The organism is Halobacillus seohaensis (assembly GCF_042663045.1).
Lineage (GTDB): Bacteria > Bacillota > Bacilli > Bacillales > Halobacillaceae > Halobacillus_A > Halobacillus_A seohaensis.
This window is the reverse complement of record NZ_JBHSZV010000047.1, coordinates 90,458-115,621: the sequence shown is the minus strand read 5'-3', so window position 1 is coordinate 115,621 and position 25,164 is coordinate 90,458. Positions and strand designations below refer to the sequence as shown.

The window sequence follows — 25,164 nt, the reverse complement described above, 5'->3', positions numbered from 1 at the left end:
TCTTAATGAACTAAATGCCCAGGATTGTGGAAGACTCAGCTTTGAGACATTCCGGTGGTTTCCGTTACCAAGGATGGCGTTAGAAGGTCCGGGAAATCACTCGCTTTCCGTGGGCATGTAGTGAGCTTCCTCAGGCTGCGCCTTACGGGATCTCACCGATCATGTTCATCCCACAGGAGTCTCGCAATTTCCCGGACCTTCTTGCTTTTGTGAGGAGAACGGAAGCATCGGTTAAGCTACTTCACGTGAGCAGAACGCCTTATGCGTGAGAATCGTGGAGGACACTGAAAAATTGATAATATAAGAGAACAAGAACTAAATCAATCAATATATAAGGCAAAGTCGATGGGATCACCGATATATAGTAAGTGGTCTCATTGTATTTTTCCTTGAAAGACTTTTTTAGTGGCCTCGCTAAACTCTGCGGGGCTCATCTAGTCCGCTTTTCCCGACCCTCTCTGCTTTATTTTCACGAACGGACCCGAGTAGGAGGCCTTCCTCCATAGTGAAAATAGAGGATAAACATGCTGTTATAACAATAGCTACGTGCAAATTTCTTAGATTCGTAGATGTTCCGTCCCTCTTCTTCATGGCAAGGTGGTCGGGGAAATGACGTGACTCCTGTGGGAATAGAGGACATGGTGAGACCCCGCAGGACGAAGTCCAAGGAGGCTCACCGTACTCCCACGGAAAGCAAGTTATTTCCCCGACCACCTTCTCCTCATACCAATGACGGAACAGCCACACAATCATCTCGGAATCGATTCTTAAACAATCCTGCTGTGTTAGTATAAGTGTATTTCTTCACAAACTTTGTAGTTATTTTAACATAAATATTGATAGGTAAAAGAACCCCTTGGTGCTTCCCAAGGGGTTCTTTTAATAATTTATATAGATTTAGTTCTTATCGTAAAATGCTCTGTACTTTATTTTTCTATGCCCATTCTTACAGCAAGTACTATAAATGAGAAAAGGTTAACGTTTTTTGTTTTTTTCATGGTTATGCCCTCCTGTTAATTGTTTCAATATTTTGATTAATCAAAGGATAGCATTTTATTTGTATCTTTTATATCTTTATGTAAGGATATCTAACACGAAATTTATGAAGATGGTGATATTGCTTGGGTGTGGAAATTAAAAGGTGAGGATCGGCAAAAACAAAAAATATGCTGTTTAAGCGTTTAGTTTTATCACGATAAAATAGATCTAAAGTTCAATCAAATTCACTGTGAGATAAATTGGAATGGGCGACACACCCTGTGGAAAAGCGGACGAGCAATCCCTTCGTAACGTAGTATTTTAACTGCCACGATCCCTTGCGATTATGGTGTGAATTCATATAAAAAAGTAGTTCAGTTAAGGGGGTACAAATTGCTTTTGTACTCCAAAACTGAACTACTTGATCTAGGTGACACGTTTTTATTATTTAACGACAATAACAGGTTTTGTTACATATTTTAGTAGCTTGTGACTGACACTTCCGAGAATCAATGTTTGAAATTTGTTTCTTCCCCGACTGCCAATAACTACGCAATCATAATTGCCTTCATTTGCATATTTAATGAGTGACTCTGCTGGTTCACCATGAAGAATAGTGATATCAGACTTCACTCCTTCACCTTCGATAATCTGGACCGTATCCAGAAATTTTTCTTTTCGTTTAGCCGTGGCCGTATGGGAGTCTCCGTGTTTTAAGACATCTTTTTTAGACTTTTCTCCATCGACAGCATAGATCAGTTCAATATGAACTTCATCTTTATAAGGGGAAACCATTTTTAACGTTTGGTCAATCGCTCGGTTTGAGTGTTCTGATCCATCTGTAGCTAGTAAAATATTTTTAAACATAAGTTATCTCCTTTGAAATTAAAATTAGTGTCCTGCACTCTTGGAAACACCGCCGAGACGGTTTAACAAGCGTGAACTTTCTCCATTTAAGCCCTTGAAATGAACGTGAACGCCATTTTGTTCAAATTTAGTTTCCAGGTTATCGAGTGCTCCAATAGCTGAGTCATCCCATAGATGAGACTCAGTTAGATCAATAATTACTTCTTCGATGTCATCTTTGAAATTAATGGACTCAAGGAAGTCTGTGACAGAGGCGAAAAATAGCTGCCCTTGTACATAATAAATTTTCTTCTTTCCTTCATTCACATATAACGGAAGAACACGTACTTTAGAGATTTTAACTGCAAAGAAAATCATGCTGAGGACCACGCCGGCCAACACACCGTAAGCCAAATTGTGGCTAATAACAACCGTGAGTACAGTAACGACCATAACGGAAGCGTCTGTTTTTGGTACGCGGTGAATATTTCTTACGGAACTCCAGTCAAACGTACCAATGGCAACCATAATCATAACTCCTGCTAGTGCGGCCATAGGAATTTGGACCACTACGCCACCTAAAACAATGATGAGGAACATTAGTACAATTCCTGAAACAAGTGACGATAAACGCCCGTTACCTCCGGATTTCACGTTTATAACTGATTGGCCGATCATGGCACAGCCAGCCATACCACCAAAGGATCCGGCTACGATGTTAGAAATTCCTTGTCCTCTGCTTTCTTTGTTGCTGTCACTATCTGTGTCTGTCATATCATCAACGATTGAGGCTGTTAATAGAGATTCTAAAAGCCCAACAATTGTTAAAGCTAGTGCGTAGGGAAAAATAATCATTAGCGTTTCTAAATTTAGGGGAATATTCGGAAGAGCAAATATAGGTAATGATTGACTGAGTTCTCCCATGTCTCCAACATTACGAACTCCAATATTCATAAAAATAGTTATAGCTGAAACGACAACTATCGCTACTAATGTAGAAGGAATAGCTTTTGATACAAGTGGAAAAAGATAGATAATAGCAAGTGTTAAACCTACAAGTGCATACATAATCCAAGCTTCATCTACGAAGTGTTGGAATTGAGATGTGAAAATCAAAATGGCCAAAGCATTAACGAATCCGACCATTACAGATCTCGGAATAAATTTCATAAAACGAGCAAGCTTAAAAACTCCAAATATAATTTGCAGAATTCCCGTTAAAATGGTCGTAGCTAATAAATATTCAATACCATGGTCGGCTACTAAAGTAACCATTAAAAGGGCCATTGCCCCAGTAGCACCTGAAATCATTGCAGGCCTTCCGCCCACGAATGCTATAACTAAAGCAATACAAAATGAAGCATAAAGTCCGACCATTGGATCGACTCCTGCAATAATCGAGAATGCAATCGCTTCAGGAATAAGCGCTAAGGCCACGACTATACCAGCGAGGACATCCCCCCTAACATTTCCAAACCATTGTTCTTTCATTGCTGCAATAGACATATATACCCTCTTTCTTTTATTTTATAGACTGTTGATTCTCACAACAGTCAAGTTTGTTTATATGGTTTCACCGTTTTTTAATTTTTCAATACAATCATGGAGGTCTGTTTTTTTCATTCTCCAGTGACTCCCTATTTTAAAAGCAGGGATTCTTCGCTCGTTCGCTAGTTTGTATACTGTCATTTCGTTGAGCTGTAAATATTCAGCAACTTGAGATATCGTCATAATATCTCTTTCCATGTTCATACCTCCATTAGTTTATCCATTTTTAACGTAATTAGTTGTTATTTATGCAAACCATTTATAACTGACTATAATAGAGTATAAGATAACTGATTGAATTGCAATAGGTTTTCATATAGTAAGCGCTTACCTGTTGAAAAAGCTTTGTTTTATATACAAAATGAACAGGATGGACTTACTGGTGGTAAGTCCATCCTGTTGAACCGTGATTTAAATTTTTAATAAAGGCCTAATTTCTTAATTTGATGACAAAAGTCATATGTATGATAATTTTAAAGATAATAAATGCTTATCAATACATAAATCGAGGAATGCCTTATTTTTGAATGATATATAAAATGGGTAGCCTATTGATAAATTCAAAACGGTCAGAGCTTAAACCTCTGACCGTTTTTTATATTGTCATTATGTGAAAGTGGGAATATAACGTTTTTACACAATGTCTAATGAAAATTTTTATTAAATATTAGATAATTAAGATAATTCTAAAAAAAGGCGTCATTTTATAAACAACTCTAAGGAGGTTTCTCCGTTGACAAAAGCTGGTGTAAGTCAAGATATGCTCACTAAAGACGAAAAGTACGTATGGCACTCGATGAAACCATATACTCCCAATGACACAATGATTGCTCAGAGTGCGAAGGGTTCTTGGATTACAGATATTGAAGGTAATAAATATTTGGATGCTATGTCTGGCTTATGGTGTGTAAATATTGGCTACGGAAGAGAAGAATTAGCGGAGGCGGCCTATGATCAACTTAAGAGGTTATCTTATATGCCTTTAACGCAAAGTCATGAATCAGCGATCAAACTAGGTGAAAAAATTAATCAGCTTTTAGGTGACGATTATGTCGTTTTCTTTTCTAACAGTGGATCAGAAGCAAATGAGGCCGCTTTTAAAATTGCCAAACAATATCATCAGCAAAATGGGGATTTCTATAGAAGCAAATTCATTTCTAGATATCGTTCTTATCATGGGAACTCGACTGGTTCACTTGCAGCAACAGGCCAAGCGCAACGTAAATATAAATATGAACCACTCGGACCAGGCTTCCTTCATGTTGCCCCACCCGATGAATATAGAAATGACCATAGTGAGAAAGACAACTGGGGAGCGAAGGAAATTGATCAAGTCATGACTTGGGAGCAAAGCGAATCGATTGCTGGCGTGATCATGGAACCCATTATTACAGGCGGTGGTGTTATCGTCCCGCCAGAACAATATATGTCAGAAGTGAAAAAGACTTGCGAACGTCATGGTGCTCTAATGATTGTGGATGAAGTCATCTGTGGATTTGGAAGAACGGGAGAACCATTTGGGTTTATGAATTATGGAGTAAAACCAGATATTATTACGATGGCTAAAGGAATAACTAGTGCTTACCTGCCATTGTCTGCAACGGCTGTGAAAAGGGAAATCTATGAGGCATTTAATGGGAGTGATCAATACGAGTTTTTTCGCCATATCAATACCTTTGGAGGAAACCCAGCTTCGTGTGCTGTAGCCTTAAAAAATATCGAAATTATGGAAAAGGAAAATCTTTTTAATAGATCCAAAGAGTTAGGCAAAGTCGTAATGAATGAACTTCGTGATCGTTTGCAATCACATGTCAACGTGGGAGATGTGAGAGGGAAAGGCCTTCTTATAGGAATTGAGTTAGTTGAGAACAAACAAACAAAAGACCCGCTTGAAGCTAGCAAAGTAAACAGTGTTATTGCGTATTGTAAACAAAAGGGCGTGATCATTGGGAAGAATGGAATGACCGTCGCAGGCTTTAATAATGTACTTACCATTGCTCCGCCTTTAACGATTGAAGAAGAGGATTTGAGTTTGTTAATTGATACAGTCGTAGATGGAATTTATAAAATATAGTATACGAGAACTAGAAAAAGTAGGGAGGTAACATAAGTGCGTATAGGAATTCCTAAAGAAATGAAAAACAATGAAAATCGAGTAGCTATGACGCCATCAGGTGCATTGAACCTCATTAATGAAGGGCATCAAGTATTTTTGGAAATGGATGCCGGCCATCAGTCAGGTTTCACGAATGAACAATACGAAAACACCGGAGCAATTATCGTTGATACGGCAGCTGAGGCTTGGGCCCAGCAAATGGTGATCAAAGTGAAAGAGCCAATTCCTGAGGAGTACCACTATTTTTATGATGGCTTGATTTTGTTTGCCTATCTTCATCTAGCAGCCGAAAAAGAATTAACAAAGGCCTTAGCAGAAAAGAACGTCGTTTCTATCGCTTATGAAACCGTACAGTTAAATAATGGGGCACTTCCGTTATTAATACCTATGAGTGAAGTGGCCGGGCGAATGGCTACACAAATGGGAGCGCAATTTTTAGAAAAACCTAAAGGTGGAAAGGGTATTTTACTTGGCGGCGTGCCCGGAGTGAAAAGAGGTAAAGTGACCGTGATTGGCGGTGGAATCGTGGGAACTAATGCAGCGAAAATTGCTGTTGGTTTAGGGGCTGATGTAAATATGATAGATTTAAGTCCAGAACGACTCCGACAATTAGATGATCTTTTCGGAACTTCGATCAATACGTTAATTTCTAATCCATTTAATATAAGTGAAGCGGTTCGAGAATCTGATCTGGTCATTGGTGCTGTCCTTATCCCAGGAGCTAAAGCACCTAAGCTTGTAACAGAAGAAATGGTGAAAGGTATGAAAAAGGGATCCGTCATTGTAGACGTTGCTATAGACCAGGGGGGATTGTAGAAACCGTGGACCATGTGACCACACATGACAATCCAACCTACGTAAAACATGAGGTGGTTCATTATGCTGTTGGCAATATGCCAGGAGCTGTACCAAAAACGTCTACTATTGCTCTTACGAATGTAACGATTCCATACGCTATACAAGTGGCTAATAAAGGGTACGAAAAGGCTTGTTTAGAGAATGATGCCTTATTAAAAGGCATCAATACTATTAATGGAAGTGTGACATATAAAGAAGTGGCACAGGCTCATGAAATGGAGTTTCTGGATGTGAGGAAAGTTTTGCAAATGGAGACTGTAATCTGATAGTACTTTTCTAATAAACCATTCTCTGGTCTCATAAAACGGGGGGTGGTTTTTTGAGGATTTATGAGATATCAAAAATGTTATGTGGGAATCATGTCCCTATAGCAGGAGAAAATAGTTCTTAAAAGAAGTAAATTGACACGAATTAGAAATGCACATAAGAGTGGAACTAAAGGTGAAGGAGCTCTTATAAAAAATTATCACAAGACTCAATGAAATCACCACTCACAAAGAAATACAGATTAAACCTTCATGGTGAGTTAATAATGGAAATATTGATCGATATCCCGATACTACTTTACTTCGAATGTTATGCTTACACTCCTCGATATTAGTCACCTTACATATAACTTGTGAAAACAATAAAGAAGACCCTCTATTTGAAACTGTCCACTTAAAAGGGAGCAGTTCATTATATAGAAGGCCTATATTAATTATGATCCAAAAACTGCTCTCGTTACTAAGAATAAAACAGATGGAGCGATAAGACACCCTAGACCAGTATAAAATGTGGCTGTCATTGCGCCATAGGGGACAAGTTTAGGGTCGGTTGCGGCTAGTCCACCAGCCACTCCACTAGTAGTGCCCATTAATCCCCCGTAAACAATGGCTGACCGCGGATTGTCTAACCCGATATATTTCGCAATAAAGGGGGTGCCTATCATCGTAAGGATGGATTTGATCAATCCGGCAGCAATACTTAAAGCAATTACTTCTGAACTTGCACCGAGCGCTGTACCGGTGACAGGACCGACTATGTATGTCGTAGCACCCGCACCTATTGTTGTTAAACTGACTGCATCTGTGTATCCAAACGCGAAGGCAATGATTACGCCGATAACAAAAGAGATAATCACGCCTGCGAATAAGGATATGATTCCTGGTAATCCAGCTTTTTTAATCTCGTCTAAACTAGCTCCAAAGGCTGTTGCTACAATTGCAAAATCACGAAGCATACCGCCGCCCATTAAACCTATTCCAGTGAAAATTCCGATATCTGCCAATCCTTGTTCGCCACCAGTATTTATACCTCCAATATAGGCCAATACAAGACCGAGAATAATGGCGATTGCTGAACCATGAATTTTTCCTTTGGTAAGCTTATCCGAGATGATGTAGGAGAGGTAAATAGTGATACCAATAACAGCGAAAGAGACAATCAGACCGTTTTCTGTAAACGTGTTACTTAACATTTCTAACATCTCCGGTCCCTCCTAGTTCTTCATTAAGAATGGACTTATCTCTTCCAATGTTACTTAGTACAGGTACCATTGCCCAACTAACGATAACAGTAGTTACTCCTGCCAATAATGCTATGGGGCCTCCATCAAGAGCAGCTACCACATTTTGTTTGGCTGCCATTGCAATAACGATAGGGATATACATAGCACCCCAGAATGCCATCCCTTCTTGTGATTTAATATTCAGTTTTTTATTCTTCTTCAAATAATCCACTAATAGTACTAGAAACACCATTGCAATACCAACACCACCAACATTAGCGTCAATCCCAATAGATACTCCTAACAGTTTCCCTAACAAAACCCCGATCAACAAGCAAATGGATAACAATGCAACTCCATAAATAACCAATGGATTCACCCTCTTTTTGTTTTTTATAAAGCCATAATGTTCCCTATAATAATTAATACAAGACGGACAATTATCGGCAAACTATATAAATAATAAAAACACTGGTAGGATTTAGACTGCGTTGATTGGTGGTTTGGTAGATTTCCCTCCTTATATAGAAAGCGTTTACATTTTGGCTGATAATCAACTGTCGACTATTCTTATTCCTCATCATAGATAAATATTTGGTAAAACGCAAATACTTTTTTAATTTTTCTGAAAATATTGAATAATGAATTTTTTTATTGTATAATTAACCGACAGTCGACAATCTGTACGTGAAGGAGGTCTTATGATGAGTAAAACGAACCTTAATCATAATGCATTATCTAATCATATAGCTGAACATATCGGCGAACAAATAATTACTGGTGAATTGAAACCTGGTGAGAAAATCGTGGAGAATACGTATGCTGTGGAATATGGTACGAGTCGCGCTCCAGTTCGTGAAGCTATATATCTACTAACGATTGAAGGACTAGTTGAGAGGATCCCAAGAAAAGGAGCTATTGTAAAAGAGCATACAGAAAGTGAAATTTTTGATTTGCTCGATATTCGAATCATGCTCGAATCGTTGGCAATGAAAAGAATAAACGAGAACGGTACCGACCAACAGCTTTTAAAAAAGATGGAAGGTCTATATGACGAGATGATGGTAGAAGAAGATGCCATTCGTTACACCAAACTTAATCATACGTTTCATCTATGTTTGATTGAAATGAGCAAAAGTGAAACGATAAAAAAAATGTATACTCGTTTAGAACTACCATTATTAAGAGTCCAGAACATTTCTTTTACAACGGAAGGAAATATTGAAAAATCAATTAAAGAGCATTTTACGCTTGTTAGTCTTCTTAAGAAAGGCGAAATTGGAGAAGCAACAACGGTCTTACAGCAACATAACCAAGATGTAATCACAAGCATTCAAAAGCGACTGTTTGAGCATCATGACGGTGTCCAAAAGGATAAGAAAGAAGGGTAGTGCTATCTCTTCTTTTTATATAAATAGTCGACTGACGACAGATTGCTTTGGTAGAGAGAGGAGATAAAATGACTAGTGCATTTCTTTTTCCCGGTCAAGGATCTCAAAAAGCTAATATGTTACAAAAATTACCTGATCATCCAGTTATCACGGAAACCTTACAAGAATCTAGTGAAGAATTAAATGAAAGCGTTATCTTTTGGGATGATGATTCTAAGTTAGAATCGACTGTAGCAGCTCAAGTATGCCTGCTTGTTTCTGGAGTGGCTTCCGCACGTTTGTTGAAAGAGAATAATGCTTTTCCTGATTTTGTTGCGGGCCACTCTGTTGGAGCTTTCGGAGCTGCAGTTGTTGCTGGTGCTTTAGACTTCAAAGATGCCATTCGATTAGTCAAACTGCGCGGGGAGTTGATGGAGAAGGCATTTCCGGAAGGGTACGGCATGGGAGTAGTATTAGGACTGAGCGAGGGTGAACTGGAAAAATTAATAGATGTGTATGCAAATGAAGAAACTCCTGTTTATCTTGCTAATAAAAATTGTCCTAGACAAATGACAATATCTGGAGCGATCCATGATTTGGAGGGGTTTATGAAGTTAGCTCTTGCTAACGGGGCTCAAAGAGCGGAACTACTGGAAGTGAGTGTGCCTTCTCATTGTCCGCTTTTACAGGGAGTGTCTTTACTCCTAGAAAGGGAACTTCAGCGTATTTCTTTTAGTACCCCTTGCATTCCTTATGCGAGCAATCATACAGGAAGAGTATTAAAAACAGGTGATGCGATTAAAAAAGATTTAGCATGGAATGTTTCAAACTCCGTCCGATGGCATGAAGCTACTTCCTTGTTATATGAGTTAGGGGTTCGATTATTCATCGAGATGTTGCCTGGGAATGTATTAACGGGACTTGCGAAAAACTCCTTCCCATCAGCACGGGCAATTTCAATATCAGAAAATGGTATGAAAACAGCAGCCATATTGGTTCGTCGTACACAGAATATTTAAATTAGAAGGGAGAAGATTGTTATGGCCGATATTAAGCAAAAGCAGCAAACCACTAAGAGTTGGACAACTAGACGGGATGCAAAAACTAAACGGATGAATCAAGTCATGAATATTACAGATGGAAGGGTTATTCCTACAGATCGAGTGGTTGAAGTTTTAGAGGAAATACTTGTTCCGGGTGATCGAGTTGTATTAGAAGGAAATAATCAAAAGCAGGCATCCTTTCTTTCTAATGCACTTGCCCAAGTAAACTCTACTAAAGTTTATGATTTACACATGATTTTATCTAGTATTTCTAGACCGGAGCATTTGGATATTTTTGAAACTGGAATTGCAGAAAAAGTGGACTTTGCTTACGCCGGACCTCAAAGTCTTCGAATGGCGCAAATGATTGAAGATAAAGAACTTAAAATGGGGGAAATACACACGTACATTGAATTGTATGGACGTCTTTTTATTGACTTAATCCCTTCGGTAGCATTAGTTGCTGCTGATAAAGCTGATAGAGAGGGGAATCTGTACACGGGTGCAAATACGGAGGAAACACCAACGCTTGTAGAGGCTGCTGCTTTTCGGGATGGTATTGTAATCGCCCAGGTAAATGAAATCACCGATGATTTGCCTCGAGTGGATATACCTGGTTCATGGATAGATTTGGTTGTTGAAGCTGATGCGCCTTATCAATTAGAACCACTTTTCACGAGAGATCCAAGGCATATTACCGATATGCAAATTTTATTAGCGATGTTAACGATTCGTGGTATCTATGAAAAACACCAAGTACAATCTCTTAACCATGGAGTTGGCTATAATACAGCAGCTATAGAGTTGTTACTACCTACCTATGGGGAGTCACTAGGTTTAAAGGGCAAGATTTGCAAGCATTGGGCGCTTAATCCTCATCCTACTATGATACCTGCCATTGAATCAGGTTGGGTAGAGAGCATTCATTGTTTTGGAGGAGAAGTGGGAATGGAAGACTACACGTCTGAACGACCTGACGTATTTTTTACTGGACGAGACGGCAGCCTCCGTTCTAATCGAACGCTTTCTCAGTTAGCAGGTCAATATGCGGTGGATTTGTTTGTAGGGTCTAGTCTGCAAATAGACTCTTATGGAAATTCTTCAACAGTTACAAAAGGAAGGCTCGCTGGGTTTGGAGGCGCTCCGAACATGGGACATGATCCAGGGGGGCGTAGGCATTCTACTCCAGCATGGTTAAGTATGATAAATTCTGACGATGCACTTGTACGAGGGAAGAAACTAGTGGTTCAAGTAGTAGAGACGCACCAGACAGGTAACACGCCGGTTTTTGTAGAATCATTAGATGCAATTGATGTAAAAAATGAAGCCGAGTTAGCTACAGCTCCAGTTATGATCTATGGAGAAGATGTAACCCATGTTGTTACGGAGGAGGGGATCGCTTATTTATATAAAGCTAAAAGTTTAGAAGAAAGACGTGAAGCTTTGGCTGCAATTGCTGGGGTGACACCAGTAGGAATTAAGCATTCTCCGCGTAACATTGATCGTTTGAGACAAGAAGGTATTGTGGCATGGCCTGAAGATTTAGGTGTACGTCGCTCCGAAGCCAATCGCTCTTGGCTTGCTGCAAAAAACGTGGAAGAGCTCGTGGAGTGGTCAGGAGGACTTTATCAACCTCCAGAAAAATTTAGAAGCTGGTAAGGGGATTAAACCTATGACTTGGAGAAGTGTGAAAGAATGTCGTGAAACGCTAAGTAATTGGGCTGTTCAGGCCCTGGTTGAAGAAGCTGAACTCGCTCCGAAACCAGGGCTTGTAGACCCAGAAGATACAGGATCACATAGTGACTTGACATTTGATTTGATGGTTTCTTCAGCTAATTCTTTACGAGAAACCTTTGGCTTGATAACTGAAGTTTCATACCTTAGAGAGCCTGATCAACGACTGCGTGAAGAAATAGCAGACATTGGTCGGGAGGGGGAGAAGAACATGATGCAAGCGACTGGTGGTACCAACACTCATAAGGGAGCGATATGGGTGCTCGGTCTTTTGACATCTAGTGCAGCGTTGAATAAGCCTGGAGTAGGCATAAAGGGAACGATTCAAACTGCTTCAAAGATTGCTTGCTATCCTGATCGCTATGCCCCAATTACTACCACCAATGGTTCTAGGATTTATGAAAATTTTGGAGTGAAGGGGGCTAGAGGGGAGGCTGAATCAGGTTACCCTCATCTAATAAATATCGCCTTGCCTATGCTTAAGGAATCCAGAAGTAAAGGACTTTCGGAGCCTCTTGCAAGATTGGAAACTCTAGTATCCTTAATTGCTCACCTAGATGATACGTGCATTCTTCATCGGGGAGGATTACCCGCTTTAGAAATAGCTAAGGTAATGGCACATGCTGTGTTACAAAATGGAGGCGTCTCCACTTTAAAAGGATGGAGAAAACTAGAAGAACTCAATGAAACATTACTTGAACGTAATGCTTCCCCAGGTGGAAGTGCAGACTTATTAGCAGCGACTATTTTTCTGGATAAAATAACTAAAAAAGATTATTTGAATAAAAAAGCAATGTCCACTATTTAAAGGAGGTACCCTATTGGAAACCATGATTTTTGAATATCCTGCCAATGAGAAGTTAGGACAAACGGCACATGTAGGTGTAGTGGGGTCTGGTGATTTAGAGGTTCTAGTTATCCCTTCAAATGAACCGAGAATCAAAGTAGAAGTGAGAACGGGGATGACAGGGTTTCATGAAACCTGGGAAAGGGTCATTGAGCGTTTTTTTTATCAGCACGCCGCACAAGCCAACATTCAAATTAATGATTTTGGTGCAACTCCTGGTGTTGTTTCTTTACGATTAGCTCAAGCTTTGGAGGTGAGTGGACAGTATGAACGTTCTTAAAGTAAGTTTTGTAGAGTTGAATGCACGTGAACGTATAAAATCTTTATTAGATGAAGGGACGTACCGTGAATTACTAGATCCTTTTGAAGGTTTTGAATCTCCCCATTTAGAAAAACAAAATATTGTTCCACAAAGTGATGATGGTGTAGTGGTAGCTAAGGGTGAAATAAATCAAGAACCTGCCGTCGTTATTTCCATAGAAGGGAATTTTCAAGGAGGGGCTATTGGGGAAGTCTCTGGGGCAAAAATAGCTGGAGCTCTTGAATTAGCTCTTCGCGATAATAAAGAAGGAATTCCCACTCGGTCAGTCATTTTGTATGATACAGGTGGTGTTAGATTACAAGAAGCAAACTATGGATTGTTAGCGATAGCTGAGATATCCTCTGCTATTATATCCCTACGTGAATATACATCTGTCGTCGGAGTGATCCCTGGTAAAATTGGATGTTTTGGAGGCATGTCATTAACTGCAGGATTGTGTAGTTCCCTTATTATGACGAAAGAGGGTAGGCTTACATTAAATGGACCAGAAGTAATCGAACAAGAAGCAGGAATCGAAGAGTTTGACTCCCAAGATCGCCGATTGATCTGGAATACAATAGGTGGAGAGCAACGCCATTCCTTAGGATTTATAGATCACTTGGTGGATGATGATGTGGAATCGATCAAAGGAATAATGATCGATCCTCCAAAGAACAGCGGACCTTTTCGAAGTGAGCAAGTGGACTTGTTTCACTCACGTCTACAGGATATAGACCTTTCGAAACCTTTGTCTTCCTCTGATGTTCAAGAGGTATGGAATAAGGAGATAGGCTTTAACGAGTTTAAAGAAGCTGATGAGAACTTAGATGAAAGCAGAGGGAGAACATGGTTTACAGCCCTAACGGATCATAATAGATGTGATGATGTAGCTTCTGTCTTATGTACGGATAAAAGGGTCGGAAATGAACGTATTCGTTATATTGCCGTAGTACCAGATTCCAATAATCGTTTTCCTCGCGCTCGTAATGGGGAACTAGGATTAGAAGAAGGTTGGGCAATTGCTCGCTATGTAAGAGAAGCAATGGAACAGGATGAAGGTGGAGGACGTCGTGCCATTGTTGCGATTGTTGATGTTCCCAGTCAGGCTTATGGATACAATGAAGAGTTTCTAGGATTACACCAAGCTGGGGCAGCAGCGGTGGATGCTTACGCTAAGGCTAGGCAAGCAGGTCACCCTGTGATCACTCTCATTGTAGGCAATGCTATTTCTGGTGCATTTTTAACCCATGGTCTCCAATCCAATCAGATACTAGCTTTAAATGATAAAGGTGTGAATGTTCATGTCATGTCGAAACAATCTGCTGCTCGTATAACACGTCGTTCCATTGAAGAATTAGAGGAAGCTACTAAAAAAAACCCTGCCATGGCCTATGATGTTCAATCATTTGCTACACTAGGAGCTCTTGACGATCTAATGGATGGAGTGGACCCACAGAACCCAGAGAGTCAGGACATTGCAAAGGTGGAAGACAGACTAATAGAAGCTATAATTAGAGCACGATCAGGACCTTTTGATTTGAGCAATCGTCTTCAATCTCTAGAGGCGAAAAGTAACCGTATGGCATCTATTAAAGTTAGAGCTAGATTAGCAGAGCAATGGTAATAAAGACTCATGATCTATTACGAATTAAAAAGACAACAGAGTTAACAATGTGTCCGCCTGTTCCTGACTGGGCTGTTCAATCATTGAAGACAGTACCTTTCGTGGTAGTACGGCGTGCTCCAATAATTGAAGGGAAGATTCCTATAGGGATCCGTGGTAAACAACGCAACCAACGGTTTGGAGCATATATAGCACCAGAGGCTGTATTAGAACATACCCCCCCAAATCAATTGGTATATGAAAGTGGATGGAAGCGAAAAATTCAGGAAAATCCAATGCCTGCTTTGGCGGCATTGGACAAAGTGAATGAGATACTTTTATCTTATAAGTTGTTATGGGGACCTGGAGGAAGCGTAGGATTTGAACTAGCAAGTAATAGTAAAACAGTCTCCCTGAGTAGTGATTTAGATATTATTGTATATTCCGAAGAAGTTCTGCCTATAGAGAAGGCGAGGAACATGATTACTAGACTTCACCAACTCTCGATAGCAGTTGATGTCCAACTGGAAACACCGAATGGAGCGATCTCATTAATGGAATATGCAAAAAGTGAGGTTCCTATATTACAAAAGACCACAGATGGAGCCATGTTAGTCGAAAGCCCTTGGAATAAAGAATGATTAAATACAATCATTCACAACTCACAAAAATCCGAATAGTGGATTCCATTTGATCCACTATTCGGAAGGGTTGTATGCATTTTATTTGTTTTTATTTGTCATTTTTAAAGTGGTCCGTAACAATAACTCCGTTCCTATTGCTATATCATCATCGGATGCGAATTCCATTGGGTTATGACTAATTCCTTTTTTACAACGTACAAAGACCATGCCGTAATCACAGGCATCAGCCATGATGAGGGCATCGTGGAATGGCCCGCTCATTAACTCAGGTGCATCTATTCCCATGTTTCGACTTTCGTTATGCATGATTTGCGTAATTTCCTTATCACAGTATCGTGGTTCATTATTGGTATCCTCTTTAATTTCATATTGAAGTCCATTTTCTTTTGAAATTTTTGCTATACATTCCCTTAATTGAGTTTCATAGCGATCCCGTCGGTCTTTATTGATATCACGTAAATCAATTGTGAAACTTGCTTTTTCTGGTATTACACTTCGACCATTAGGGAACACTTCAATATTTCCTACTGTACCAACGGTTGGAGCACCTTCTTCTTGCTTGACAATATCATTCAATGCAGTGATTATCTTAGCTGCTCCAAGTAGTGCATCATTGCGAAGTCGCATGGGTACAGACCCGGCGTGCCCTGCAAACCCTGTTAGTTCAACGGTTAACCAAAGTGGACCTGATATTCCGGTTACAATACCTACTGGAGCATTAGATGCTTCTAGGATAGGACCTTGTTCAATGTGCATTTCCAAGTAAGAAGCAATCGAGTCTTTCGCATACTCTGATGCATAGAATCGGCTTGGATCACTACCGAATGTTTCCAAAGCCTCTCTTCGAGTAATACCATCTTTATCGGATCGTTCTAATTCATCATTATCTAATTTTCCTAGAATTCCTCTGACTCCAAATAATCCTTTGCCGAAACGGTGACCTTCTTCATCACATAAAGAAATGACTTCGATAGGCATATCTGGTTGAATACCGCTTTCTTGCATGGTTTGAACAACTTCTAGACCACCTAATACTCCAATCGATCCGTCAAATCTACCACCATAAGGTTGGGAATCGATGTGGGAGCCGATTATGTGTACAGGAGCATCAGGATCTTTTCCTTCTAGACGACCAATTAGATTTCCGAAGTGATCCACTCTAGTTTGTAGACCTGCTTCTTCCATCCATCGTTTCACTTGCTCAATACCTAATTTGTATTCTTCTGAAAGTGCTAATCTACAAACCCCTGTTTCTCCAAGTTTTCCAATTTTGGCAAGTTCTTTTAAGTTTTTGCTCAATCTCTTCTTATTAATCGTTAATTGATCTACAACCATGGTCCGTATTCATCCCTTTCGCAATAAACGATCATTAGGTATTTGCTTTTTTATCTTTCTGGTTCTCCAAATAAAGAATAATAGAGATCGTTAGTCCCACACATATCGCAATTTTAATTAAACCGAAGATAGGAGAAAATAGTACAGCCATTCCAACTACCAGAGCAATTATCCCGTACGTTGGCGTTTTATAGGCGAATTGACCTAGTACAGCCCCAAATATAGCGGGAAGAACAAAGGCAAATGCACTCTCTACTGCAGGTGGTATAACAGAAAGAATGTATGTTCCGCCAAAAATAATGAAGACGATAACTACTATATTTACTAAGGAGGCGATCGCGATACCAAAAACACCAGCAATTTCTGCTTTGGGTGAACCACTTTCTGCTCCAATTGATTTTTGAGCAGAGGCAGAACATGGAAGACACATATTGGCAATGTTTCCTGTTAAAAACGCCAAGTAAGTTCCAGCAATCCCAAGTGTAGGGTAATAAGTAATTGGTTCTAGCACCCACATAATACCAATAAATCCTGCATAGCCTACAAGACCTGTAAAAATGGGGCCCCAGCCTGGGTGAGCATCTAATATAAAAGACATATATAATGGTGGAACGAGACACATGATAATTAGTGTGAAAAGAGTTAAACGCCCCCAAAAATGGGCCTTATTATGAAAAAAATCTAAGCCATTTGTCGTTTCGGTCCGGATATCATTTGGTGTTACCCTTTCTGGATTCAGACTCATCTATTTTCCTCCTTGTCGTTTCATTTGCACATAATCCTCACATACTTACACTTACGAGATGGTTAGATTTGTTATTAAAAAACTAAAACTTAAAGTAAGGTGGATAAATAAGCACTAACCATACCAATGACCATCGCAAACCCTAAAGCCCACTCTTTTAGCCATGATAGGTTACCCTTTTCAGCAACGAGCATGATAATTACCATAGAGAACAATGCAGCTACACCAGCTATTGTGTGGCTCATACTAGTGATCATTTGGTCACTTGCGAGGTAACCAAAAGCTCCTAACATGGCAGCTGACGAAACAATAGCCATCGCTTTAGGATTTTTCTTTTCAATCCTTTTCTGTGTATTTCCAAGAGATTTTGTGAAAAAGAGAGTAAATAGGAGCCATCCCATACCACCTAAACACATCGTCCAAACCACGGTAGTAAAAGCCTGCGTTGAAAAGTTATCGGAGGTTAAATCCATTCCAAAAGCATCTGCCCCTATTCCAGCAGCGGCAGATTCAGTTGCTGCAGAACCTATAATCCCAATTCTCATTAAAGTAAGGGGAGAACCGAGCAGTGCTATTAATGAAACGAGAACGATTGCAATTCCAAATGAAGGACCTAAAGAGCTAATAAACCCCGTTCTTATCGCTGTTTTTACTTCTTTGGGAGTCATCCCAACATCCGGCGCAGACTTTTTTGCTAGTCTTAAAAATACTAATGCCTGAAATATGACAATACCCACAAAAATAAAAGCCATGACCCAAAGTGCACTGCTATTGGCAATGTCTATTACTCCATCATCCAAAATAAGTTTCCTCCTTTAATTGTTAAATTGAAAAAATAGCAACAAATTACTCTTATCTAGTCGATTCTTTCTCTTTAAAAGCTTCTTGCTCGTTACCTGACAAGTAATCTAACACCGTAGATATAAAAAGCTTTCCAATATAAAGCATTGCTTCTTCTTGTACGTTGAATTTAGGGTGGTGGTGTGGATAGACATCGTTTTTTGCTTCTAATGCCCCTCCAACCCAAAAGAATGTACCTGGAACTTCTTTTAAATAATAAGCGAAGTCTTCCATTCCCATTTGAGGCGATATATCTTTAACATTTTCATCACCAAATAGTTCTGTTGCAATTTTTTTAACTCGCCTTGTTTCTGCTGGATCATTCACAACCGCTGGATAGCCGCGTACATAATTAAATTTAACAGATGCTCCGAAACCACTGCATGTAGATGCTGCTATTTTCTCGATAGACTCTTCCACCCAATCACGAACATCCTCATCAAACGTTCTTGCAGTTCCTGTAATTTTTACTTTATCAGGGATGACGTTAAAACCTTCTCCGCCATTAAAGGAGGTAACGGATACGACTGCTGGTTTTAGCGGATCTACTTGACGACTTACAATTTGCTGTAGGTTAAGGAGCAATTGGCTTCCTACCACAAGAGGATCGATTCCTAAATGAGGAGAAGCTGCATGTCCACCTTTTCCTGAAATCTCTATTTCGAATTTGTCCCCATTTGCCATAGCGTTTCCTTCTTTTAAACCGACTGTTCCTAGAGGATCCGTAGAACTAACGTGAGCACCAAATACAGCATCAACTCCGTCTAGGCACCCATCCTCGATCATGAATTTAGCTCCACCAGGTATCACTTCTTCTGCGAACTGGTGAATTAATACGACTGTTCCTTCTAAAATGTCCCGGTTTTCACTTAATACTTTGCATACTCCTAGTAAACTAGCAGTATGCAAATCATGCCCGCACGCATGCATTATACCTGGTACACGAGATTTATACTCCACGTCTTTCTCATCTTGAATAGGAAGAGCATCGAAGTCCGCGCGTAAAGCAACTGTTTTGCCAGGTTTCCTTCCTTTTAAAATGCCGACAACACCACGACCGCCTATACCTGTCTTTACTTCTACCCCTAAGTCCGTGAGATAATCTGCTATTTTCTTAGGTGTATCAACCTCCGTATGAGAGAGCTCGGGATACATATGAAGATCTCTTCTGAATGCTATTAAATCAGGATGAATTTCTTCTAACCTAGAAAAAAGCTTCTCTTTCATAAATACCAGTCCTTTCTTAATGAGTAAGATAAATGAAGCGAATTTATTATCAACACTAGGTTTAGCCTAGTGGTAATAAAGTGTTTACTGTTAAGCAATTGCAATATCTTAAGAAATATAGTGATCTTTTAACGTAGCAATTGCGGGACGCTTTTTCCCGTAATTTGTAGCTTGTTCAAAGGCATGACCGATTCGAAGCACTTCATAATCAGCTCGATGCGGTCCTACTACTTGCAGTCCAAGTGGAAGTCCATCAGATGTAAATCCGCTTGGTACCGACAAGGCAGGATTTCCCAGAGCAGAAATATAATAATTGGAACGCATCCAATCAATGTAATTTTCCATTGGAACATCGTTTATTTGTTTAGGATATTCTAAATTCGCATCAAATGGTGGTACTTGGCTGACTGGTACTATTAGAGCATCGTACTGATCGAAAAAGTCACGTGTTCTGTGATATAGCTGATTACGTAATCTCTCCGCTCTGCCAATTTCTATGCCACTAAGTTTTCGGCCTTTATTAAAATTCCATTTAAAACTTGGTTTCATAACTTCCTCGAATTTATCAAACAATTCCTTGTGAGACATTTCCATTTCCCAAGCTCGAAATACATGAAATACTTCATCTGCTTCTGTTAAATCAGGGCATGCTTCCTCAACATGGCACCCTAAATCAGTGAAGATCTTCATTTGCTCCTCAATATTACTGCGTATGGATGGATCTACTGGAATTAATCCTCCTAAATCAGCAGACCAAGCAATACGAAGTCCTTTTATATCCTTTGAGAATGGTTGAAGAAATAGTTTTCCAGGTTCTTCGATAGAGATTGGTGAACGGGTATCGGGTCCTGCTAGAACAGACATCATAAAGGATGCATCTTCTACACTTCTTGTTATAGGACCTTGAGCCAAAAGAGGGGAGAATAGAGCAGGTTTAGGGTATGTTGGCACACGTCCAGGTGATGTTCTCATGCCTACTACATTATTAAAGGCGGCAGGGTTACGACAAGATCCTCCCATATCGCTGCCTTCTGCAAATGGCAGCATACCAGTAGCTACTGCAGCAGCCGCACCACCACTGCTTCCACCAGCAGTACGGTTAAGGTTATAAGGATTTCTTGTAATACCAAATACCTTATTAAACGTATGAGACCCAGCCCCGAATTCTGGGACATTGGTTTTCCCAATAACGATGGCACCAGCTTTTTTCAATCGTTCCACAACAAGATCGTCATCAGTAGAAATATTGTCGCGTAAGGCGAGGGATCCGCTTGTCATTGGAAAGCCTTTTGCATTGTGCGTGTCTTTAATAGCAATTGGTAAACCGTGAAAGGGACCTACTTCCTTCCCTGCAGCAAGTAACTCGTCTGCTTTGTCTGCTTTCTTTAAGGCATGCTCTTCATCTAGTGAAACAATAGCATTTACTTCGGGATTGATAGTTTCTATCTGTGCTAGGTGTGCTTCCATCACCTCACGTGCAGATAATTCACGTTCCTGAATAGATTTAGCAAGATCACGTGCAGAAGAAAAGTAATTATATGATGCCATTAAAAAAACTCCTCACTATTGTAAAATAGAATAGAAAACTCCCTTAATTATCCTTAAGATACTTAGCTCTTTCACAATTCATATAGTCGGTAGTCGACTGTCTGGATTATCTTGCTACCTTTTTCGAATGTATAAAAAAAGGTTTAAAGTGGATCCTTTAAATGAGGAAATTATACAGCTACTGCAAAAGCAAGGGAAACTATGGAATAAGCATCATTCCTCCATTTGATTATATGTACACCTATAAATGTATATAAAATAGAATACAACGAATAGTTAGAAAAATCAAACTATTTAAACTATTAAAAAATAAAGTTTGATAAAGAAAATAGAGGAAGGTTGGATTGGTGCGGACCTTCTATGCTATGGAAAAATTAGGTTGTGAATAATATTTATCACCTAAAGCAATCCAATTATGTCTATTTAAGATGATTCATAATAGGTATATATACTATCTAAAAGAAGGATATGTCATTCTTGACTTTTGTACGTAAAATATCTATTGTTTGTGCTGATTTAAGGAAAAATACTACGGAAATGTTTTATATTTTCAGTTAAAAAGTTCTGTTCGTAAGTTAAAGCAAAGCTTTTCAATAGTGAATTACGGGTCTAAGGTATTGGTGTTTGTGATGCTGTTTTTATGCGTATACAGTTAAAAGACATTTTAACTAAAATTGGGCACGAGGACGTTGGAAAGGGATGTAGATGGAAAAGATTCCGTAGAGAAATACGAGGAATTAAGACCAGAACTAGTTACAATGCCAGATTTAGGTGATGGTGTTAGTGCGGTAAAAGAAATTAAAAAATAGATAGAGATTCCAAAGTTATTATGTTTTCTGCAATGGTGTACTTCTAAAAATATTTCATTGAAAATACTTACAAGGTTTGGAACAATGAATTTATAAGCTAGCCCAAAAGTGTAGCTTCTATTAATTTGGTGAAACAAACGATACTAAAATAAAAACGTTTCTGGATTGTAGTGTACGTAACAGATCCATGCTACATATTATTGAAAGTTCACTTGCCTCTTTATCTATTTCTTACATACTAGTTATAAGAAGATAGGAATATTTAAAGGAACCAAACCTTATTGGAGGTGATGGGAATATTAAAGTTTTTAAAGTTATTTCACTTTGTTGGTAGCTTTGTAATTTTCCATTACTTACTTGGAGTCATTTATTTTCATAGAGCTCCCGTGGAAAATCATCTAATAAGTTTACTAGGGTATTTTATCGTTTTTGTACTTTCATTATCGACTACGCTTTTTACTTTTTCATATGCTGAAAAGGTTTACACTAGCGATTCTTGAAAAGGATAAGCAGCTATAATTTAATGGAGGATTTTTAATTTAATGAGGTTCTTTTTGAAATTGAATGTTGTAAGTATACTGTATGCCTTTATGCTATTTGTCCCCATAGAACTTATGCTAAATGCTTATCGTGTAAGCAGGTTAACGGGATGGAATTTAGATAATCTACTTATTGCAATGAGTATAGTTGTTATTATTGGGTTCATAAGTTCCACGATGTTTTTAATTTTTCTAACAAAAAAGTGGATGATAAATCGTAAGTCTGCTTTTTGGTCAATGCTCCTCTGGTTTCCGTATTTAGTCATTTTTGTATTCATATTTGTTACTTTATTTCCGATTAATAATCCAGCAGACCAACCAGGGCCTGGGGGTGGAATTATAATTTTGGCTACGTTAATATTATATCCTTTTTATTTGTTGCTCACTAATGTTTTTGGCACGGGTATAGGTCTTACTGAGGATGAATACGAAGTTAAATAACAATAGCTATTAAATAAAGGAGGGCCACAATTGAACAACATCGTTATTAGGAAATCTAAAGAGTCTGATTTTCCGGAGTTAGTGAATATAGACAAGTTAATTATAAATAACATGAACACACCTGCGTTAAATTATTCGCTATCGGTAGAGGAATACTCTCTACATCGTCCAGGAGGAAGTCAATTTGTGGCAGTTATCAATAATCAAGTGGCAGGTTATATTGGTCATAATAACCCTACTAAACTAAAGTCTAACAGCCATGTATTAGAGATTGATATTGGTGTTCACCCTGAATTCCAAAGAAAAGGGGTAGGTAGCGAATTGTTAAGCTACATTTTCTTGTGGGGTAAAGAGAATGGTTATAGAAAAGTTTCAATTCGTGTGCTTTCTACAAATAAGGCTGCTATCCCATTTTATATTTCAAATGGTTTTAATGAGCAAGGACGACTTAAAGATGAGTTTCTACTCAATGGAGAATTCGTGGACGATATTTTAATGTATAAAATGTTATAGGAATTTCTGCAGTTTAGTTTTTAATAATCATATGAAATTCCTCTAGTACTTAGGCTGTGTGACCGTCATTTAAAATGAAACAGTTTCTGCTAAAATAACTTACACACTTTACTGGAAATTATTATCCCCATTTTATAGTGAATTGTAGCCTCTCATAACAAAACATTTGTTAATCATTGTCCTGATTTATACGGTGGTTTCCGTTACAAAGGATGGCGTTTGAAGGTCCGGGAAATCACTCGCTTTCCGTGGGCATGTGGTGAGCTTCCTCAGGCTACGCCTTGCGGGATCTCACCGATCATGTTCATCCCACAGGAGTCTCGCAATTTCCCGGACCTTCTTGCCTTCGTGAGGAGAACGGAAGCATCAGATGTGGTGCTTCAAGTGAAAAGCATTCCTTACGAGTGAGAATTGTGCTGTAAGGTGCCTTCTTGCCTATCGCTTAAAGCATCGGATTATTCAATAAAAGAATCGTGGTTCCGTTGCTTTTCATCGGAGCATGGGGGATGGGTAGGCATACACAACAGGCTTAATGGCTCAATCTGTGATGGCCATATCCCCTATCTGTATCAGGCTTCAATTGGCGTTATATCAGATATCTCATGCTTTTACAGGGACAGTAGAACGGCACGATTTCTCCACACAATCATATTGTGAGCATCGATATTGATAAGAGTAACAATGGTTGTATGATTGTTAAGACGATCATACACACTCTTACAAATAAAAGGGCAGTCCTTAACTGGAAAAAAGTGTTGTATTTTAATAAGCAAAAACTGTGTCAACTCTTTCAAGCGGTCACAGGCTGTCCTCTACAACAAATTGCCACATTTCATCCGAAATAAGTTAGATCTGCTAAAACAGGAAGTGGGATATTCAAGTGATGAAGCCATGAAGGTTGCTGTGACAAATGATGTTGGAGAAGTAAATGGAGTATTTTAACAGTCATCTGATAAAAGTTATTGATTGAACAGATTATTAGATAAAAACAAAAGACGAATTGGTAAAGAAAACAAATATAGGAGATGGGGCAATGGCTTCAGTAATGGGTATGATAGCTATTTATTTAACTCCTTTTCTCTGCATCGGATTTGTGTTTAATAGCATTAAATTGGCTAAACAAATAAAGCAGGGCGAGGAAAATATAACAAAAAGTTCAGTTTGGGTTACGATTACATTTACTTTAATAGTATATTCGTTAGTGTGGAGTGGTTTCTTATCGTATTAACGGTCGTTTAGTTTTAAATATTTATATCTTAAAGATTCTTGGAAAGGGTGTATCCATTGGAAATTATTAGAGGAAATAGAAGTTTTGACTTGGATGAGTTCCTCAAGAAGCCTTTATTTGCTCATCTTTCGACTTTGTCTGCGGACGGACCTAGAGAATCTCCTGTTTGGTTTCACTGGGAAAATGAGTGTATTTGGATAATTGGAACTCCTTCTTCAGATAGCTTTCCAGGAAGAGTGGAGGCAAATCCTAAATGTGCGATCGGTATAGTTGAACTAGAACATACGACCGGAAAGGTATTGCACGCAGGATTTAGAGGGTGTGCTACGGTAGAGTCTTTTGATAAAGGTATTACAAACCGCTTACTGACACGTTATTTAGGTTCCAACCATGAAAAGTGGGATCCTATGTTCAGGGAGTTAGATGATAATAATATCTTAATTCGATTTGTTCCAGAAACGGTGGTAGTTCGGGATCAGTCCTTTAATCCGAGCATTTAAATGGTTGTTATTCATCTAAAGTTATTAGTGTTGGTATTGTTAGTTGTCTGGGAAACCACTTG

22 protein-coding genes and 1 pseudogene are annotated in these 25,164 nt (G+C 39.0%); 13 read left to right on the top strand and 10 right to left on the bottom strand.

All coding sequences use genetic code 11. The annotated features are described in order from the left end of the window. Positions 1–1,422 precede the first annotated feature (1,422 nt). The 3 genes from ACFQIC_RS16830 to ACFQIC_RS16820 are packed head-to-tail and all read right to left on the bottom strand — an operon-like array spanning position 1,423 to position 3,570. The gene (locus tag ACFQIC_RS16830) at positions 1,423–1,845 is read right to left on the bottom strand and encodes a universal stress protein (protein WP_204708574.1); all 423 of its coding nucleotides are present in this window, start codon (positions 1,843–1,845) and stop codon (positions 1,423–1,425) included. Positions 1,846–1,869: 24 nt separating this feature from the next. Next, complete coding sequence (locus ACFQIC_RS16825; RefSeq protein WP_204708573.1) at positions 1,870–3,330, bottom strand: SulP family inorganic anion transporter; 1,461 nt, start codon at positions 3,328–3,330, stop codon at positions 1,870–1,872. Positions 3,331–3,387: 57 nt separating this feature from the next. After that, entirely contained in the window at positions 3,388–3,570 is a 183-nt protein-coding gene (locus tag ACFQIC_RS16820; protein WP_390217476.1) for a helix-turn-helix domain-containing protein, read from the bottom strand. A 535-nt stretch (positions 3,571–4,105) separates the two neighbouring features. Between ACFQIC_RS16820 and ACFQIC_RS16815 the strand changes: the two genes are divergently transcribed. Together ACFQIC_RS16815 and ald are read left to right on the top strand one after the other, a co-directional pair. Continuing rightward, the gene (locus ACFQIC_RS16815) at positions 4,106–5,446 is read left to right on the top strand and encodes an aspartate aminotransferase family protein (protein WP_390217474.1); all 1,341 of its coding nucleotides are present in this window, start codon (positions 4,106–4,108) and stop codon (positions 5,444–5,446) included. A gap of 36 nt (positions 5,447–5,482) precedes the next feature. Beyond that, positions 5,483–6,612, top strand: a pseudogene (gene ald / locus ACFQIC_RS16810) (alanine dehydrogenase). 434 nt (positions 6,613–7,046) lie between these two features. Here the strand turns inward: ald and madM are convergent. Both madM and madL read right to left on the bottom strand, forming a co-directional pair. Beyond that, positions 7,047–7,814 carry a malonate transporter subunit MadM gene (madM, locus tag ACFQIC_RS16805; RefSeq protein WP_204708571.1) on the bottom strand — a complete coding sequence of 256 codons (768 nt, stop codon included), beginning with the start codon at positions 7,812–7,814 and terminating at the stop codon, positions 7,047–7,049. Continuing rightward, positions 7,795–8,205: a malonate transporter subunit MadL gene (gene madL, locus ACFQIC_RS16800; RefSeq protein ID WP_204708570.1), complete on the bottom strand. Its 411-nt coding sequence runs from the start codon at positions 8,203–8,205 to the stop codon at positions 7,795–7,797. The genes madM and madL overlap by 20 nt, the downstream gene beginning before the upstream one ends. A 334-nt stretch (positions 8,206–8,539) precedes the next feature. Here madL and ACFQIC_RS16795 point away from each other — a divergent pair, with 334 nt between their 5' ends. The 7 genes from ACFQIC_RS16795 (at position 8,540) to ACFQIC_RS16765 (ending at position 15,374) form a co-directional block, all read left to right on the top strand. Further along, positions 8,540–9,226, top strand: a complete 687-nt coding sequence (locus ACFQIC_RS16795) for a GntR family transcriptional regulator (RefSeq protein WP_204708569.1) — start codon at positions 8,540–8,542, stop codon at positions 9,224–9,226. Between the two features lie 68 nt (positions 9,227–9,294). Then, positions 9,295–10,224, top strand: a complete 930-nt coding sequence (gene mdcH / locus ACFQIC_RS16790; protein ID WP_204708568.1) for a malonate decarboxylase subunit epsilon — start codon at positions 9,295–9,297, stop codon at positions 10,222–10,224. A gap of 21 nt (positions 10,225–10,245) precedes the next feature. Continuing rightward, positions 10,246–11,907: a malonate decarboxylase subunit alpha gene (mdcA, locus tag ACFQIC_RS16785; protein WP_204708567.1), complete on the top strand. Its 1,662-nt coding sequence runs from the start codon at positions 10,246–10,248 to the stop codon at positions 11,905–11,907. A gap of 13 nt (positions 11,908–11,920) precedes the next feature. Continuing rightward, positions 11,921–12,790 carry a triphosphoribosyl-dephospho-CoA synthase gene (locus tag ACFQIC_RS16780; RefSeq protein WP_204708566.1) on the top strand — a complete coding sequence of 290 codons (870 nt, stop codon included), beginning with the start codon at positions 11,921–11,923 and terminating at the stop codon, positions 12,788–12,790. A gap of 13 nt (positions 12,791–12,803) precedes the next feature. Next, a complete protein-coding gene (locus ACFQIC_RS16775) occupies positions 12,804–13,109 on the top strand; it encodes a malonate decarboxylase subunit delta (protein ID WP_204708565.1) in 306 nt (101 codons plus the stop codon). Further along, positions 13,096–14,754, top strand: coding sequence for a biotin-independent malonate decarboxylase subunit beta (locus tag ACFQIC_RS16770; RefSeq protein WP_204708564.1), 1,659 nt, complete (start codon positions 13,096–13,098; stop codon positions 14,752–14,754). Before ACFQIC_RS16775 ends, ACFQIC_RS16770 begins: the two co-directional genes overlap by 14 nt. Then, positions 14,748–15,374: a malonate decarboxylase holo-ACP synthase gene (locus tag ACFQIC_RS16765; RefSeq protein ID WP_204708563.1), complete on the top strand. Its 627-nt coding sequence runs from the start codon at positions 14,748–14,750 to the stop codon at positions 15,372–15,374. The genes ACFQIC_RS16770 and ACFQIC_RS16765 overlap by 7 nt, the downstream gene beginning before the upstream one ends. An 81-nt stretch (positions 15,375–15,455) precedes the next feature. Here ACFQIC_RS16765 and ACFQIC_RS16760 read toward each other — a convergent pair whose 3' ends face one another. The 5 genes from ACFQIC_RS16760 to ACFQIC_RS16740 form a co-directional block, all read right to left on the bottom strand. Then, positions 15,456–16,712, bottom strand: coding sequence for a M20 family metallo-hydrolase (locus tag ACFQIC_RS16760; RefSeq protein WP_204708562.1), 1,257 nt, complete (start codon positions 16,710–16,712; stop codon positions 15,456–15,458). A 34-nt stretch (positions 16,713–16,746) separates the two neighbouring features. After that, positions 16,747–17,457 carry a small-conductance mechanosensitive channel gene (locus tag ACFQIC_RS16755; RefSeq protein WP_204708561.1) on the bottom strand — a complete coding sequence of 237 codons (711 nt, stop codon included), beginning with the start codon at positions 17,455–17,457 and terminating at the stop codon, positions 16,747–16,749. 89 nt (positions 17,458–17,546) lie between these two features. Then, positions 17,547–18,257 (bottom strand): DUF5058 family protein, encoded by a 711-nt coding sequence (locus ACFQIC_RS16750; protein WP_204708560.1) that lies wholly within the window; start codon positions 18,255–18,257, stop codon positions 17,547–17,549. Between the two features lie 52 nt (positions 18,258–18,309). Next, a complete protein-coding gene (locus ACFQIC_RS16745) occupies positions 18,310–19,524 on the bottom strand; it encodes a M20 metallopeptidase family protein (protein WP_204708559.1) in 1,215 nt (404 codons plus the stop codon). 108 nt (positions 19,525–19,632) lie between these two features. After that, a complete protein-coding gene (locus ACFQIC_RS16740) occupies positions 19,633–21,072 on the bottom strand; it encodes an amidase (RefSeq protein WP_204708558.1) in 1,440 nt (479 codons plus the stop codon). A 1,363-nt stretch (positions 21,073–22,435) separates the two neighbouring features. Here ACFQIC_RS16740 and ACFQIC_RS16735 point away from each other — a divergent pair. From ACFQIC_RS16735 to ACFQIC_RS16720, 4 genes are all read left to right on the top strand, one after another. Then, positions 22,436–22,861 carry a hypothetical protein gene (locus ACFQIC_RS16735; protein WP_390217469.1) on the top strand — a complete coding sequence of 142 codons (426 nt, stop codon included), beginning with the start codon at positions 22,436–22,438 and terminating at the stop codon, positions 22,859–22,861. A gap of 30 nt (positions 22,862–22,891) precedes the next feature. Next, positions 22,892–23,374: a GNAT family N-acetyltransferase gene (locus ACFQIC_RS16730; protein ID WP_204708556.1), complete on the top strand. Its 483-nt coding sequence runs from the start codon at positions 22,892–22,894 to the stop codon at positions 23,372–23,374. Positions 23,375–24,407: 1,033 nt separating this feature from the next. Continuing rightward, positions 24,408–24,602, top strand: a complete 195-nt coding sequence (locus ACFQIC_RS16725) for a hypothetical protein (RefSeq protein WP_204708555.1) — start codon at positions 24,408–24,410, stop codon at positions 24,600–24,602. Positions 24,603–24,658: 56 nt separating this feature from the next. Continuing rightward, a complete protein-coding gene (locus ACFQIC_RS16720; protein ID WP_204708554.1) occupies positions 24,659–25,102 on the top strand; it encodes a pyridoxamine 5'-phosphate oxidase family protein in 444 nt (147 codons plus the stop codon). The last annotated feature ends 62 nt before the right edge of the window (positions 25,103–25,164 follow it).